15 protein-coding genes are annotated in these 15,794 nt (G+C 68.4%); 2 read left to right on the top strand and 13 right to left on the bottom strand.

Features of this window, described 5'->3' with window-relative positions:
• Positions 1-3 precede the first annotated feature (3 nt).
• From V3W46_RS09870 to V3W46_RS09930, 13 genes are all read right to left on the bottom strand, one after another.
• On the bottom strand, positions 4-1,104 hold the full coding sequence (locus V3W46_RS09870) for an Fpg/Nei family DNA glycosylase (protein WP_331782938.1): 1,101 nt from the start codon (positions 1,102-1,104) through the stop codon (positions 4-6).
• Positions 1,097-1,849 (bottom strand): ribonuclease III, encoded by a 753-nt coding sequence (rnc, locus tag V3W46_RS09875; protein WP_331783072.1) that lies wholly within the window; start codon positions 1,847-1,849, stop codon positions 1,097-1,099. Before rnc ends, V3W46_RS09870 begins: the two co-directional genes overlap by 8 nt.
• A gap of 63 nt (positions 1,850-1,912) precedes the next feature.
• Positions 1,913-2,116 carry a 50S ribosomal protein L32 gene (rpmF, locus tag V3W46_RS09880; protein ID WP_331782939.1) on the bottom strand — a complete coding sequence of 68 codons (204 nt, stop codon included), beginning with the start codon at positions 2,114-2,116 and terminating at the stop codon, positions 1,913-1,915.
• A gap of 3 nt (positions 2,117-2,119) precedes the next feature.
• Positions 2,120-2,746, bottom strand: coding sequence for a YceD family protein (locus V3W46_RS09885; RefSeq protein WP_443069966.1), 627 nt, complete (start codon positions 2,744-2,746; stop codon positions 2,120-2,122).
• Positions 2,747-2,801: 55 nt separating this feature from the next.
• A complete protein-coding gene (locus tag V3W46_RS09890) occupies positions 2,802-3,749 on the bottom strand; it encodes a LysR family transcriptional regulator (RefSeq protein ID WP_331782940.1) in 948 nt (315 codons plus the stop codon).
• 132 nt (positions 3,750-3,881) lie between these two features.
• Complete coding sequence (locus tag V3W46_RS09895; RefSeq protein WP_331783074.1) at positions 3,882-5,216, bottom strand: aspartate aminotransferase family protein; 1,335 nt, start codon at positions 5,214-5,216, stop codon at positions 3,882-3,884.
• A gap of 120 nt (positions 5,217-5,336) precedes the next feature.
• Positions 5,337-6,509: an ABC transporter substrate-binding protein gene (locus V3W46_RS09900; protein WP_331782941.1), complete on the bottom strand. Its 1,173-nt coding sequence runs from the start codon at positions 6,507-6,509 to the stop codon at positions 5,337-5,339.
• A gap of 128 nt (positions 6,510-6,637) precedes the next feature.
• Positions 6,638-7,582 (bottom strand): ABC transporter permease, encoded by a 945-nt coding sequence (locus V3W46_RS09905; protein WP_331782942.1) that lies wholly within the window; start codon positions 7,580-7,582, stop codon positions 6,638-6,640.
• Positions 7,579-8,439: an ABC transporter ATP-binding protein gene (locus V3W46_RS09910; protein ID WP_331782943.1), complete on the bottom strand. Its 861-nt coding sequence runs from the start codon at positions 8,437-8,439 to the stop codon at positions 7,579-7,581. Before V3W46_RS09910 ends, V3W46_RS09905 begins: the two co-directional genes overlap by 4 nt.
• The gene (locus V3W46_RS09915; RefSeq protein ID WP_331782944.1) at positions 8,436-9,317 is read right to left on the bottom strand and encodes an ABC transporter permease; all 882 of its coding nucleotides are present in this window, start codon (positions 9,315-9,317) and stop codon (positions 8,436-8,438) included. The genes V3W46_RS09910 and V3W46_RS09915 overlap by 4 nt, the downstream gene beginning before the upstream one ends.
• Before the next feature lie 13 nt (positions 9,318-9,330).
• Positions 9,331-10,347, bottom strand: a complete 1,017-nt coding sequence (locus V3W46_RS09920) for a TIGR03842 family LLM class F420-dependent oxidoreductase (protein ID WP_331782945.1) — start codon at positions 10,345-10,347, stop codon at positions 9,331-9,333.
• Positions 10,348-10,432: 85 nt separating this feature from the next.
• Positions 10,433-11,872 carry a dihydropyrimidinase gene (gene hydA / locus V3W46_RS09925; RefSeq protein ID WP_331782946.1) on the bottom strand — a complete coding sequence of 480 codons (1,440 nt, stop codon included), beginning with the start codon at positions 11,870-11,872 and terminating at the stop codon, positions 10,433-10,435.
• A gap of 108 nt (positions 11,873-11,980) precedes the next feature.
• Positions 11,981-12,829: a nitrilase-related carbon-nitrogen hydrolase gene (locus tag V3W46_RS09930; RefSeq protein WP_331782947.1), complete on the bottom strand. Its 849-nt coding sequence runs from the start codon at positions 12,827-12,829 to the stop codon at positions 11,981-11,983.
• A 126-nt stretch (positions 12,830-12,955) separates the two neighbouring features.
• Between V3W46_RS09930 and V3W46_RS09935 the strand changes: the two genes are divergently transcribed.
• Both V3W46_RS09935 and V3W46_RS09940 read left to right on the top strand, forming a co-directional pair.
• Entirely contained in the window at positions 12,956-14,743 is a 1,788-nt protein-coding gene (locus tag V3W46_RS09935) for an aminotransferase-like domain-containing protein (protein WP_331782948.1), read from the top strand.
• 143 nt (positions 14,744-14,886) lie between these two features.
• Positions 14,887-15,777 carry an LLM class flavin-dependent oxidoreductase gene (locus V3W46_RS09940; RefSeq protein WP_331782949.1) on the top strand — a complete coding sequence of 297 codons (891 nt, stop codon included), beginning with the start codon at positions 14,887-14,889 and terminating at the stop codon, positions 15,775-15,777.
• Positions 15,778-15,794: the final 17 nt, after the last annotated feature.

A 15,794-nucleotide genomic window follows, 5' to 3' on the forward strand; every position in this document is an offset into this window, starting at 1 on the left:
GGCCTAGCTGGCGCTGCGGGCGGCGCGGGGCGGGCGCAGCTTCTGGCAGTGGGGGCAGAAGTGTGAGCTGCGGTTCATGAAGGCCTCGCGCACGATGAGAGTGCCGCAGCGGGGGCAGGGCTTGCCCTGCTGCCCGTAGGCGTTCAGGGAATGCGAGAAGTAACCCGAGGCCCCGTTGACGTTCACGTAGGTCTCGCTGAAGCTCGTTCCACCCTCGGCGAGAGCCTTCGTCAGTACCAGGCGTACCTCGGTAAGCAGCAGGCGGGTCTTGGCGGCGCTGAGCGATGCGGTCGGCTGGGCATAGTGCAGCCTCGCCGCCCAGAGCGCCTCGTCGGCGTAGATGTTGCCGATACCGCTCACCAGAGTCTGGTCGAGCAGCGCCCGCTTGATGCCGGTGTTCTTGCGCTTCAGTGCGGCGAAGAACGCGCGGTCGTCGAAGGCGGGGTCGAGCGCGTCACGGGCGATGTGCGCGACCTGGCTCGGCACGGCGGCCAGCCAGGCGGGTGCGGCGACGACGGCCGCGAGCGGGCCGTGCGCGGAGGCGGTGGTGCCGGCGGCGCGCTCGGTCGAGGCGAGGAGGGCGGCCTGGGCCGCTGCGACGGCGGCGGGTGCCGGTGGGGTCGGTGCGGGGGCGGCTGGCGTGGGTGGTGCGGGTGGGGGCCAACCGGCCTCGAGGCCGGGGCCCGAGTAGCCGCCGGCACGGGCATCCGGGGTCGGCACCAGGTCGTCGACGGCCATCGATCCGAAGATGCGCTGGTCGACGAAGTTCACCCAGTACTCGCCGAGCGACGGATGCTCGATGCTCAGCCGGATGCGCAACAGCCCGTCTTCGGCGGTACCCGGGTCGCGCAGCAGAACCTGGCCGCTCATGCCGAGGTGGGTGACGAGCGCGCGACCCGACGAGAGCGGAAACCAGAGGAACTTGCCGCGGCGCACCGCAGCCAGCATGCGGTGGCCGACCAGTTCGGCGTCGAACGCTCCGGCCACCGGGTTGTGGCGCTTCAGGGAGCGCTGGTCGAAGACCTCGACGCTGGTGATGAGGGAGTCGGTGACGGCCGGTTCGAGGCCGGCGCGAACGACCTCGACCTCGGGCAGCTCAGGCACGGGTGGCGGCGGGCGGGCCAGCGGATTCGGTGGCGGTGGCGGTGTCGGCGGATGCCGCGGCGTCGAGCTGGCGCTGCGCCTCGCGGGCGGCGACCGACTCGGCCTGCTTCTTGCTCGAGCCCTCGCCGGTGGCGGTGACGCGCGAACCGACGCTGACGGTCGCGACGAACACCTTGCGGTGGTCGGGCCCGCTCTCGGCGATCTCGTAGCGCGGGGCGTCTTCGCCGAGGCTCGCTGCGGTCTCCTGCAGAGCGGTCTTCGGGTCCATGGACTCGCCGAAGGTGTTCGGGTCGGCGACGAGCGGCTCGACCAGGCGCAGCACGAGGGCTGTCGCCGTGTCTCCGCCGAGGCCGAGGTAGGTGGCGCCGATCAGGGCCTCGACGGTGTCGGCCAGAATGGAGGCCTTTTCGCGGCCGCCCGTGAGCACTTCGCCTCGGCCGAGATGGATGTACGCGCCGAGCCCGATCGTCTTGCCGATGCCGGCCAGAGCCACCGTCGACACCAGGCTCGCCCGCCGCTTCGCGAGCTCACCCTCACCGAGGTCGGGGTAGCGGTTGTACAGCATGACCGTCACGGCCTGGCCGAGGATCGAGTCGCCGAGAAACTCGAGGCGCTCGTTCGTGGCCACCCCGCCGTGTTCGTACGACCACGAACGGTGGGTGAGCGCGAGGTGCAGCAGATCATCCGGAATCTGAACCTGCAGGGTCGCCAAAAGGTGCGTTCTGTCTACCGCCTGAGACGACATGTCAGAACGCACCTGGGTGACTCTCGAACCAGATCGTGTCACCCGAGGGGCGACCGGCCTGAATCAAACGTCGGCGACCTTGCGGCCCTTGTACTCGAGGAACAGGGGGGTGCCGGCGGAGTCTTCGACAACCTTCGCGCGGTGCGGGAGGCTGTACGTGGTCTTGCCGTTCTCGACGGTCTTGACCAGGGTGGGGGCAGTCGCCTTCCACTGTGCGCGGCGCATGCGGGTCGAGGCCCGCGACATCTTTCGCTTGGGTACAGCCATGAGCTAACTCTTTTCTCTCTCGGAGGGCGACCCGAACGAATCGTCTTCGTCGGGCGCACCATCTCCAGTGGACGTGTCTGTGGAAGCTTTTGCGGTTTGCTGCGGAGACCCGGCGGATTCCAGCAGGCCCTGCAGTGCAGACCAACGGGAATCGACGATCTCCTGTGGTGCACGCTCGGGCAGATCTTCAAGCCGCTCGCCCGTGACGGGGTCGAGGCCTGGGCAATCCGGCCGGCAGACCGGTTGGAACGGGAGTGCGAGAACCACCGCATCCCGGATCAGAGGTTCAAGGTCGACATGGTCGCCGATCACCTCATAATCAAAAGCTTCGTCTCGAGAATACGCGAAAAGCTCCGCAAACTCGACTCGAACGGGCAAAGTGATGTCTTTGAGGCACCGTCCGCAGATTCCGACGGCCTCGCCGTCGACCTGCGCGGTCACCAGAATGCCGTCGTGCAACGACTCGAGACGCACGTCGGCTTCGAGCACGCTGCCGGCCTCGACGGCCACGAGGCCCTCACCCATCTTCTCCGGCACAACGAGGTCGAGTTCGCGTTCGCGCAGCTCGCCGGGCTGGTGCATCAGATCCCAGACGTTGACCGTGAACGGGGTTTTACTGAATTTGTTCACGAGGGTCGAGTTTACATCGCTGGCGCGGGGCGATGGCCGGTCGGGGCGATGCGGGCTACGGAGCGATGGTGGGGTTCGCCTCGGCCACTGCTGCGGATTCGGCTCGCAGGGCATCCACCACCGTGCGCACGGCGAGCCGTTCGGCGCGGTCAGGGCGCATCAGGGCGTAGATATGGCGCTCGGCCCGAACGCCGGTGAGCGGCTTAAGCGAGATGCGCTGCGACAGGGCGCTCGAGGTCAGATAGGCGCCTCCGGCGGTGAAGCGCGGCAGAATCGCGATGCCGAGGCCGGCGGCGACGAGGGCCTCGGTGACGCGGGTGTCGGCGAAGCGCTGCACGATGTCGACCGGAGCGCCTGCCGCGGCCGAGATGTCGTAGAGCGTGCGTTCGAACGGATAGCCCCACGGCACGCCGATCCACTGGTCGCCGATGAGGTCGGTCGGGGTGACGCTGGGTGCGCCGGCGAGCGGATGCCCGGGCGGCAGCGCCACATCGAGTGGTTCGGTCATCAGATGCACCACGTTGAGCCCGCGGCCCTGCCAGAGGGCGGGCGGGCGCGTCGGGGCGTGCGCCACGACGATGTCGAAGTCGTTCGTGAGCTCAGGGAAGCGCTCGGAGACCGGGTCGCGGTCGCTGGCGTGCAGAGTGAGGCCGGTCTGGCGGGCCAGGCGGTGCAGCACCCCGGGCAGCAGCATCTGGCCGCCGGTGGGAAAAGTGGCCAGCGAGACCTCGCCGGTGGGGTCGTGGCGAAACTCGTCCCAGAGGGCGTCGGCGCGCTCGAGGGCGACGGCGACATCGGTGGCGCTGCGGGCGAGGGCGCGGCCGGCGTCGGTGAGCACGATGCCGCGGCCCGCCTTCTCGGTGAGGGGAAGGCCGGCCTCGCGCTCGAGCACCCGCAGCTGCTGCGAGACGGCCGACGGGGTGCGGTGTGTGGCGCGGGCGACCTCGGTGATGCTGCCGCGCTCGGCGAGCTCACGGAGCAGTTCGAGCCGGCGCACGTCCATGTAGTCACGCTACCGCTTCGGGCGTCGGGCGCCGCGCGGCGCTACCGTGTCGCGTGGAGCGCCGGTCGGGAACTCGGGACGCGCGCAGGCCGCGCGGCGCGCGCGGCGGCGGTGTCAGGCGGGTCGGCGGCCTCAGGCGGGAACGACGAGCGAGGCGAACGCCTCGTCGAGAATTGCGAACGCGGTGGCGCACTCCGCCTCGGTGACGACGCACGGCGGCACGATGTGCAGGCGGTTGTCGGCGAAGAACGGGAGCAGACCGAGCGAGAGCAGCTTCGCCTTCAGCTCGCCGACCAGCGTGCCGGTGAGCGGCTCACGCGTTTCGGCATCGGCCACCAGGTCGAGCGCCCAGAAGACGCCGATGCCGCGCACCTCGCCGATGACCGGGTACTTCGCAGCGAGCGCCCGCAGCCCGGGCTCGAGCACGTCGCGACCGATGCGCGCCGCGTTCTCGACGATGCCCTCGTCGGCCATCGCGTCGAGCGCACCGATGATCGACGCCATGGCGAGCGGATGCCCGGAGTAGGTGAGCCCGCCGGGAAAGACCTGCTCGTCGAACTGGTCGGCGATGAACGGCGGGATGATCACTCCCCCGACCGGCACGTAGCCCGAGTTCACGCCCTTCGCGAACGTGATCAGGTCGGGAACGACCGGTTCGTCGACCAGCCCCAGCGACTGGAACGCGAACCAGCCGCCGGTGCGGCCGAATCCGCACATCACCTCGTCGAAGATGAGCACGATGCCGTACTTGTCGGCGAGTGCGCGTACGCCGGCCAGGTACCCGGGCGGCGGCACGAGCACGCCGGCCGTGCCGGGGATGGTCTCGATGAGAATGGCGGCGATCGACGACGCCCCCTCGGCCTGGATCACTCGCTCGAGGTGGTGCAGGGCCCGGCTCGACTCTTCTTCGGGCGTCGACGACCAGAACTCGGAGCGGTACGCGAAGGGGCCGAAGAAGTGGGCGTGCCCGCGAGCGTATTCGTTGGGCACGCGGCGCCAGTCGCCCGTCGCGACGACCGCCGCACCGGTGTTGCCGTGGTACGAGCGGTACATCGAGAGGATCTTGTCGCGGCCCGTGTACAGCCGGGCGAGGCGCATGGCGTTCTCGTTCGCGTCAGCCCCGCCGTTGGTGAAGAAGACCTTGCTGAACTCGTCTCCGGCCAGCCCCAGGATGCGCTGCGCCGCCTGGCCGCGGGCGAGGTTCGCGTGCGCCGGCGCGACGGTGGCGAGCGTCTCGGCCTGCTGCTTGATCGCAGCGACCACGGCCGGATGCTGGTGCCCGATGTTGACGTTGACGAGCTGGCTCGAGAAGTCGAGGTAGCTCTTGCCGTCGAAGTCCCAGACCGTGCTGCCGAGTGCGCCGGCGATGACCATCGGTTTCAGCGCCGCCTGCGCAGACCACGAGTGGAAGACGTGGGCGCGGTCGAGTTCAGCGGCCAGCTGGCCGTCTTCTGGTGAGAGGTTCACGGTGTGGTGCTTTCTGTTGCGGGGTGTGGAGGGCCGGTCATCCACGTCACTCGACCCTACGCCTGGCACCGGGTGCCTGTCGGTGTGTCGTGAGGTGGATGACCGGCCGGGAGCCTCGTGCTACTTGCCGCCCTCGGTGAGGGTGACGGTGATGGGCTGGTAGGAGCTGCCGGTGACGTCGACACCCTCAGACTTCAGCGCGTCGAGTGCCTTGTTCACGTAGGTGTTGTCGTACGCGTCTGCGTCGGGCTCCTTCGTGATGACGGTGCTGCCTTCGAGGTTTTTGGCGTTCATCGCGACATCGACGGTCTGCGCCCACGAATCGGCGTTCACGACACCGATGCCGTCGGGTGAAGGCCAGATGAGCTTGTTGATCTCATTGGTCATCCAAAGCTGGTGGCTCGCGCCGAGCTGCGAGCCGGCCGCGACGACGATGGCCGAGGCCTTGTCGGGGTTGTCGCGGGCGTAGATCCAGCCCTTGAGCGCCGCCGTCAGGAACTTGACCGTGGTGTCTTGGTAGGCCGGGTCGTTCTTCAGCTTGTCGGTGTTGGCCCAGATGGCGTCTTGCAGCATGGCCGTGCCCTCGGTGTTCCAGTCGATGACGTTCAGGTCGCTCGGCTGGTACAGCTTGCCTGTGGCCGGGTTCACCGTCTCGAGAATCTGCGCGTATTCGTTGTAGGTCTCGGCCTGGGCGGCGTCGATCGACCCGTCGAGCAGGCCCGACTCGTCGAAGTTCTGCTGCACGAGCTGCACGTCGGTCGCGGGGTCGAGGCCGGCCTTGGTGATGCCGGCGAACATCTCGAACTCGTTGCCGTACCCCCAGTTGCCGACGACCTTGCCTTTCAGATCGGCGGCGGTCTTGATGTTCTTGTCGGCCATCGAGACCTGCAGGGTGCCTGACTTCTGAAAGACCTGGGCCACGTCGGTGATGCCGGCGCCCTGCTCGCGCGAAGCGAGGGCCTTCGGCACCCACGCCACGGCGTAGTCGACCGCGCCGTCGGCGAGCTGGGTCTGCGGCACGATGTCGGTGCCGCCCTCGACGATGGTCACGTCGAGCCCCTCGTCTTTGAAGTAACCCTGGTCGAGGGCTGCGTAGTATCCCGAGAACTGCGCCTGGGTGAACCACTGCAGCTGCAGTTTGACCGGGGTGAGAGCGCCGCCGCTCGAGCTGGCGTCAGGGGTGCTCGAACTGCCTGAACTCGAGCAGCCCGACAGTACGAGGGCTGCCGACGCGGCGATGGCCGCCGCGCCGAGGGTGATGCGTTTGCTGTGCTTCAACTTCTCCTCCTTCATGTGGTGAATCTGGGGGTGTGTCGTGCGGGGTGATGCGGTGTGCTGGTGGTGCGGTGTGCTGGTGATTCTGTTGATGCGGTGTGCTGGTGGTGCGGGTGGTACATCTGTGGGGGCGCAAGCCCTACGGCTCAGGTGCGCCGGCGGGTGGCCAGACGCTCGAGCAGCAGGGTGACACCGTAGAACACGAGGCCGAGGATGATCGCCCCGAACACGTAGGCCCAGGCCCTCGGGTACGCGCTGTTCGCGGCGGCGGAGGTGATGCGTGAGCCGAGGCCGTTCTGCAACCCGCCGAAGTACTCGGCGACGATGGCCGAGATCACACCGAGCGGCGCGGCGATGCGCAACCCGGTGAAGATGAACGGCAGCGCGCCGGGCAGCGTCACCGTGCGGGTCATCTGCCAGTTGGAGGCGGCATAGGCGCGCATCAGGTCGCGGTGCACGGGGCGCACCTGCCGCAGCCCGCGCAGCGTGTTGACGAAGATCGGGGCGAACACCACGATCAGCACGACGACACGGCGCGGGGTGTCTGAGGTCGAGCCGAACATTGTGTTCAGGATGGGCGCGAGCGCGACGATCGGAACCACCGCGATGGCGGCGACGATCGGCACAACCATGCGGTCGAAGATGGTCAGCCGTGACGCGAGCAACGCCAACACGATGGCCAGCACCGCTCCCACCACGATGCCGATCAGCGCATTCAGCCCGGTGGCGAGCAGCGACGACCACAGCAGCGGAAAGACGGTCACGATCTGTCCGGCGATGTCGGTGGGGCTCGGCAGCAGGTAGGGCTTGATGTCGAACACGACGACGACGAGCTGCCAGAGCAGCAGGAAGACGACGCCGAGGATGACCGGCGGCAGGATCGACCGGGCGATCCATGCCCCGCTGCCGGGGCCCGTCGGCGGCCTGGTGCCCGACGGGGCGGTGACCGACTCCCCCGGCAGCGCGAACAACGCGGGCGCGGTGGGGTCGGCGGCGGTCGCAGGGTCGAGCAGTGCAGTCACCGGATGCTCGGGCATCCGTTCGCCGGGTTCAGTCGCGTCGGCCGGCGGTTCGTTGCTCAGGTCGCTCATCGCGGGTCGGCCCCCAGCGGTGCGCCCGGCTTGCCGTGCAGGGCCTCGCGAACGGCGGTGACGCCGGCGAAGAACGCCGGATTCTCGCGCAGGATCTCGCTGCGTTCGGTGCCCGGCCCGAGGTTCACGTCGACGATGCCGACGATGCGACCGGGTCGCGGCGACATGACGACCACCCGGTCGCTCAAGAAGACCGCCTCGGGAATCGAGTGCGTGACGAACACCACTGCGGCGCCGGTCTCGGAGCAGATGCGCACGAGCTCCTGCTGCATGCGCTCGCGCGTCATCTCGTCGAGCGCACCGAACGGCTCGTCCATCAGCAGCAGCTTGGGTCGTTCGGCGAGCGACCGGGCGATGGCGACTCGCTGCTGCATTCCGCCCGAGAGCTGGTCGGGGTAGCGCGAGCGGAAGTCGGTGAGCCCGACGAGCTCGATCAGCTCTTCGGCCCGGGCGGTTCGGTCGGCCCTGCCGACCCCGTGCAGCTCGAGCGGAAGCTCGATGTTGGCCTGCACCGTGCGCCACGGCAGCAGCCCCGCGCTCTGGAAAGCGATGCCGTACTCCTGGTCGATGCGCGCCTGGCGTGCCGTCTTGCCGAACACCAGCACCTCGCCGCTCGACGCCTCATCGAGGTCGGCGATCAGGCGCAGCAGCGTGCTCTTGCCGCACCCGGAGGGGCCGATCAGCGAGACGAACTCCCCCGGCGCCACAGTGAGGTCGATGTCGTCGAGCGCGCGCACCTCGGCACCCTTGGCGACCCGGAACACCTTCGTGGCCCTGCTGATCGAGATGGCCGCAGTGGCGAGAGCGACGGCACCCCCCGACGTGTCGGCGGTATCACGGGCAACGGAATCGGTCATGACGACGCCTCCTGTCGGTTGAAGCGTTTGAGGGCGAGACCTGCGAGGGCCACGAGTCCCGCGACGAGCAGGCCGAGCACCACGGCGCCGGCGATCGGGGCGTACGCCTTGGCGGGGTCGGAGGTGCCCGATTGGGCGAACTCGATGATCATGCGGCCGATGCCGCCCTTGTATCCCGTCGAGACTTCTGCCACGACGGTGCCGACGATGGCGCTGGCGGCGCCGAGCCGCAGGGCGGGAAGCAGGTACGGAACGCTCGCCGGCAGGCGCAGGCGAATCAGCGTCTTCCACCACCCCGCATCGTAGCTGCGCATCAGTTCGACGTGGATCGTGTCGGGCGACTGAAGGCCGCGCAGGGCACCGACGGCGACTGGGAAGAAGGCGAGGTACGAGGCGATCACGGCGACCGACATCCATCTGTCCCAGGAGAACGCACCGATCTGGATCTTGCCGCCCCAGGCGACGATCACCGGGGCCAGCGCGATCAGCGGAACCGTCTGGCTGAGGATGAGCCAGGGCAACACGGCCCGCTCGGCGACCCGCAGGCGTTGCATGAGCAGTGCCAGCAGGAAACCGACGAACGACCCGACCGCCCAGCCCACGGCCGCGACCCCGAGGCTGTTCAGAGCGGCGCCGACGACCGCGAGCCAGACGGGCGGCGAGCCGGCCGACGAGTTCACCGGCTCGATCGCGCGCTGCACCATCTCGACGATGTGCGGCATCGACCGGTCGTCGGTCTTCGGCAGTATGCCCTGACCGAACAGCTCGACCCCGCCCGCCGGGCCGAGAGCCTTGTAGCCCTCCCATAGCGCGACGAGCACGATGATGCCGATCAGCCCCCACAGCACCGCATAAAAGCGGCCCCCCACCCTGGTCATGCGCTCATCACCCTCACGCAGTCGCCGTGATGTGATCACGAAGGGCCGGGATGACGCTCTCGCCGTACACCCGAAGCGTCTCTTCTTTGTTGTCGTGCTGCAGATACCCGGCGAACTGGTCGACACCGAGCTCTTTGAGGGCCCTCAGCTTCTTGATGTGGTTCTCGGCCGGGCCGAGCAGGCAGAACCGGTCGACGATCTCGTCGGGAACGAACTCGGCGTGCGTGTTGCCGGCCTGCCCGTGCTCGTTGTAGTCGTACCCCTGTCGGCCGGCGATGTAGTCGGTGAGAGCTTTCGGCACCGACGAGTCTGCTCCGTACTTCGACACGATGTCGGCGACGTGGTTGCCCACCATTCCACCGAACCAACGGCACTGGTCGCGCATGTGCTGCCAGTCGTCGCCGATGTACATGGGGGCTGCCACACAGAACCTGATCGACAGGGGGTCGCGACCCGCCTTCTCGGCCGCGTCACGAACGGTCTTGATCATCCACTCGGCGATGTCGAGGTCGGCGAGCTGCAGAATGAACCCGTCACCCACCTCGCCGGTGAGCTTGAGCGCCAGGGGGCCGTACGCCGCGACCCACACCTCGAGTTCGGAGCCGTGGCTCCAGGGGAACTGCACCGTGGCGCCGTTGTATTCGACCGGGCGGGAGTTGGCCAGCTCGCGGATGACGTGGATCGATTCGCGCAACGTCTTGAGGGTGGTGGGCGCACCGTTGGTGGCCCGCACCGCCGAGTCGCCGCGGCCGATGCCGCAGATGGTGCGGTTGCCGTACATCTCGTTGAGGGTGGCGAAGATGGATGCCGTGACAGTCCAGTCACGGGTCGCCGGGTTGGTCACCATGGGGCCGACCTTGATGCGGTGCGTCTCGTTCAGAATCTGGCTGTAGATGACGTACGGCTCCTCCCACAGCAGGTGGGAGTCGAACGTCCACGCGTACTCGAAGCCGTGCTGCTCGGCGAGCTTCGCGAGCGCGAGCGTTCGGGAGGCCGGCGGGTGGGTCTGGAGAACTGCTCCGAATTGCATGTGGTTCCGTTCGGTTGGTGGGGGGGTTCGATACGGGCTTCGCCCTACTCGACCGGCGAGTAGCGGAGCATGATCGAAACCGAGGTCAGATCAGGTACTGGCTGAGGCCGCGCTTGAAGTACCGGCCGTCGCCCTTGGTACCGAGGTACTGGTTGTCGTCGACGATGACCTTTCCGCGCGAGATGACCGTGTCGACGTGGCCATCGATCTCGAACCCCTCCCAGGCTGCGTAGTCCATGTTCATATGGTTCTTCTTGCCCTCGCCCATGCCGATCGAGGTGTGGCCGTTCGGGTCGTAGATGACCACGTCGCCGTCGGCGCCGGGCTGGATGACGCCTTTCTTGCCGTACATGCCGAACATGCGAGCCGGTGTGGTCGACGTGAGCTCGACCCAGCGCGGCAGCGTGATCTCGCCCATCACAACACCCTGGTAGATGAGGTCCATGCGGTGCTCGACAGAGCCGATGCCGTTGGGGATCTTCGAGAAGTCGGCGATGCCCATATCTTTCTGGCCCTTCATACAGAAGGGGCAGTGGTCGGTCGAGATGACCTGCAGGTCGTTCGTGCGAAGGCCCTGCCACATGTGGTGCTGGTGGCCCTCGGCGCGCGACCGCAGCGGCGTTGAGCACACCCACTTCGCGCCCTCGAAGTCGCCCCACTCGGCACTGGATGCCCCCAGCTGCTCTTCGAGCGAGAGGTAGAGATACTGCGGGCAGGTCTCCGCGAACACGTTCTGGCCCTTGTCGCGCGCCAGAGCGATCTGCTCGACCGCCTGCTTCGCGCTGACGTGCACGATGTACAGCGGCGCACCCGTGAGGTTCGCCAGCATGATCGCGCGGTGCGTCGCCTCCTCCTCGGCCTGCCACGGCCGGGTGGTGCCGTGGAAGTAGGGGGTGGTGTCGCCTCGAGCGATCGACTGCTGCACGAGCACGTCGATGACGCTGCCGTTCTCGGCGTGCATCATCATCAGGCTGCCGTTCTCGCTGGCCCGCTGCATCGCCTTGACGATCTGGCCGTCGTCGCTGAGAAAAACGCCCTTGTAGGCCATGAAGAGCTTGAAACTCGAGACGCCCTCGTTCAGCAGTTCATCCATTGCGGTGAGGGAGCTGTCTTGCACGTCGGAGAGGATCTGGTGAAAGCCGTAGTCGACGGCGCAGTTGCCTGCCGCCTTCTCGTGCCACAGGTTGTACTGGTCGAGGATGTTCTCGCCCGCGTACTGCACCACGAAGTCGACGATGCTCGTGGTGCCGCCCCACGCCGCCGCACGTGTGCCCGTCTCGAACGTGTCGCTGGCGAAGGTGCCGCCGAACGGCATCTCCATGTGGGTGTGGGCGTCGATGCCGCCCGGGATGACGTACTTTCCCCGCGCATCGATCACGGTGTCGACGCTGCCCGCGACGTCGAACCCGAGCAGGGCCGACCCGGGCGCCAGCACGGCGGCGATGGTCTCGCCGTCGATCAGCACGTCGGCCTGGGCTGTTCCCGTGGCGTTCACCACGGTTCCGTTCGTTATGAGAGTCTTCATCGATCAATTTCCTTCGATATTCGCCGATCGAGCTTGTCGAGATCTTATGGCTTCGATGGTGCGGGTTTCGATACGGCCCTTCGGGCCTACTCAACCAGCGCGACAGGGCTACGGCTGCGGGATGGCCGTGTACGACTCCGGCCGGCGGTCGCGGTAGAACTGCCAGTCGTCACGCATCTGCTGAACCATGTCGAGGTCGAGATCGCGAATCAGAATCTCCTCGTCGCTGCCGGAGCCACGCTCGCCGACGAAGTTGCCCCGAGGGTCGATGACCTGGCTGGTGCCGTAGAAGTCGACGGCGAGTTCGCCGTACTCGTTGTCTTCGCGGCCGACCCGGTTGGGCTGCAGCACGAAGTAGCCGTTGGCGACGGCCGCCGCGGGGCCCTCGACCTCCCACAGCCGGTTCGACAGGCCGGGCTTGGTGGCGTTGGGGTTGAAGACCATGTGCGCGCCGTTCAGGCCCAGCTCGCGCCACCCTTCGGGAAAGTGCCGGTCGTAGCAGATGTACAGGCCGATCTTGCCGACCGAGGTGGTGAAGACCGGGTAGCCGCCGTTGCCGGGGCGGAAGTAGAACTTCTCCCAGAAGCGGTCGAGGTTCGGAATGTGGTGTTTGCGGTACTTGCCGAGAACGGTGCCGTCGGCTTCGACGATGACGGCGGTGTTGTAGTAGACGCCCGTGATGTCTTCTTCGTAGATGGGCAGGATCATCACGATGTTCAGCTCTTTCGCCAGGGCGGCGAAACGCTGCACGATGGGGCCGTCGGCAGGCTCGGCGTAGCGGTAGTACTTCTTGTCTTCGGTGATGCCGAAGTACGGGCCGTAGAACAGCTCTTGGAAGCAGATCACCTGCGCGCCCTCGGCGGCGGCGTCACGCGCGAACTGCTCGTGCTTGTCGAGCATCGACTCTTTGTCGCCCGTCCAGGTGGTCTGTGTGATCGCTGCCCTGATGACCGTCATGGTGCCTGTTCCTTTCGAAGCCGTTTTTGTTATTATTCTTTGTGAACATTTCTCTTGTGTTTCAGCCTGTGACCCCATCGTAAATAAGTCAAGACAGCCCGATCCCGAAAAACGCGAGAGGTGTGCATGATCGACCTCATAGCGGGGGCTGTGGAGAAGAAGACGCCCGAGGCCATTGCGGCGGCGGTCTCCCGCCTCATCCGCACCGGCCAGATCGAGTCGGGCGAACGCCTGCCGACGGTTCGCGAACTCGCCGCGGCCCTGGGCGTGAGTCCGGCGACCGTGTCGAACGCGTGGCAGGCCCTCGCCGGCGTCGGCCTCATCACCTCGCGCGGCCGGGCCGGCAGTTTCGTGCTGCAGGCCGGCACGACGTGGATGCCCGCCCACTTCGCCGAGCTCGCCGGCTCGCACGTCGAGGCCCGCCTCGACCTGTCGGCCGGCACGCCCGACGCCGAACTGCTGCCCGACCTCGGGGCGGCACTCGCCCGCGTACCGGCTCGCGCCGACACCTCGAGCTACCTGGCAGGGCGCGTGCTCCCCGAACTGGAACGTTACCTGCGGGCATCCTGGCCCTACCCGCCTGAGGCTCTGACGATCACCGACGGAGCCCTCGACGCCGTCTCACGGTCGCTCGACGTGGTGCTGCGGTACGGCGACCGGGTGATCGTCGAAGATCCGACGTTTCCGCCCTTTCTCGACCTGCTCGAGCAGAACGGCGCCGAACGCGTGCCTGTGGCGATCGACGAGCACGGTATGGTTCCGGATGCCCTGGCCTTCGCTCTGCGCTCGAACCCGGCCGCGATCATCCTGCAGACGCGGGCGCAGAACCCGACGGGCGCGTCGATGACCGAGCAGCGGGCGCGCGAGCTGGTGCGGGTGCTGCGTGCGCACTCGCACCTCACCGACCCCGTGATCATCGAAGACGACCACTCGGGCGAGATCAGCACGGTGGGTGCGACGAGCCTCGGTGCGTGGCTGCCGCATCGCACGCTGCACATCCGCAGCTTCGCGAAGTCGCACGGGCCTGACCTGCGCATCGGGGCCCTCGCCGGGCCGGCCGCCCTCGTCGACCGGGTCGTCGCGCGCCGCATGCTCGGCCCCGGCTGGACCTCGCGCATGCTGCAGGTCATTCTGTACGAGCTGCTCTCGGCGCCGGCGTCGGTGGCGCAAGTGGCGGCGGCGCGCGAGACGTACCACGGGCGGCAGGTGGCGCTGGCGGAGGCGCTGGCGCGCCAGGGGGTCGGCACGGGGTGGAGGTTCGCCGCGGGTGCGGTCGGTGGCGGCGCCGCGAGCGGTGGCGCGGTTGATGGCGGCGCGGGCGGCCGCAGCAGTGCGGGTGGTGGCGGCGCGGGCGGTGTCGGCGGTGGCGATGGCGGCGGTGGCGGTGGCGATGGCGGCGGTGGCGATGGCGGCGGCGCGTCGGCGGGCCTGTGGGTGCCCGACGGCATCAACCTGTGGATGCCCGTGGCCGACGAGCGCGCGGCGATCGTGCTGCTCGCGGCGAGCGGCATGCGGGTTGCGGCAGGCACTCCGTTTCAGGCGCGCGCGGTGGGGGCCGAGGGCGAGGGCTCCCGCGGCGCCTGGGACGACACGCGTGGCGCGGGTGGAACCGGCGGCCGGAACAGCATGGGCCGAGGCGGCGGCCGAGCCGGGACGGGCGGCGTTGGCGGAGGCGGCAGCCGGGACAGCATGGGCGGCGATGGCGGAGTTGGCGGCCAAGACAGCAGTGGCGGCAGTGGTGGAGCCGGCGCGGGTGGAGGCGGTGCGGGTCGGGCTCTCCCGGACGGAGGAGACGGCGGCGGGGGCGGCGCGGCGGGGGCCGAGCATCCGCAGGCGATTCGCGTCACGGCCGGGCTCGTACGCGGAGACTTCGACGAGGTGGCGGCGCTGCTGGCGGCGGCGTCGCGCGCCTGAGCGCCACTGTCGGAGCGAGGCGATCATGGCGAGCGTGACGAGCATGGTGAGCGGGATGGAGCGAGCGCGGCGGAGCGCGGCGGAGCGAGGCGGAGCCGAGCGAGGCCGAGCGAGGCCGAGCGCGGCGAGCTTAGACTCTGGGCATGCGCTTCGGAATCGTCATACTGCCGCAGGACTCGTGGAACATCGGGAGACGCAAATGGGTCGAGGCGGAGACGCTGGGCTTCGATCACGCCTGGACCTACGACCACCTCTCGTGGCGTTCGCTCGCCGACGAGCCGTGGGGCGCGACGGTTCCCACGCTGACGGCCGCCGCGACGGTCACCTCCACCATTCGCCTCGGCACGTTCGTGTCGTCGCCGAATTTCAGGCATCCGGTTCCCTTCGCCAAAGAAATCGCGACGCTCGACGACATCTCGGCCGGCCGGTTCACTCTCGGCGTGGGGTCGGGCGGCACCGGATTCGACTCGTTCGTGCTCGGCCAGGCCGAGCTGACGCCCCGCGAGCGACACGAACGGTTCACCGAATTCGTCGAGCTGCTCGACGAACTGCTGCGGTTCGAGCCGCGGGCCGGGGGGCCCGGTATCAGCCGCGCCGGAACCTGGTTCACGGCGCACGAGGCGCGTATGGTGGGCCGCCCGGCGCAGCAGCCGCGGGTGCCGTTCGTGCTCGCCGCAAACGGTGTGAAGGGGCTCGCGCTGGTCAGCAGGCTGGCCGACGGGTGGGTCACGACCGGCGCCGACGGCGCGACGGGCGACGAGTGGTGGGATGCGGTTGAGCGGCTGAGTATCCGGCTCGACGAGGCGGCCGACGCGGCCGGACGCGACCCGCGATCGATCGACCGCTACCTCTCGCTCGACTCGGGCGGACAGTACTCGCTCGAGAGCGTGGGGGCGTTCGAGGAGCTGGTGGGGCGGGCATCCGTTCTCGGTTTCACCGACATCATCAGCCACTGGCCCCGGGCCGAAGGCATCTACGCCGGCCGCGAAGAGGTGCTCGTCGAGGTGGCGTCGCGGCTGCCCGCGCTGCGCTGACCTGCGCTGACCTACGC

The sequence above is a fragment of the Subtercola sp. YIM 133946 genome (assembly GCF_036553535.1).
Lineage (GTDB): Bacteria > Actinomycetota > Actinomycetes > Actinomycetales > Microbacteriaceae > Subtercola.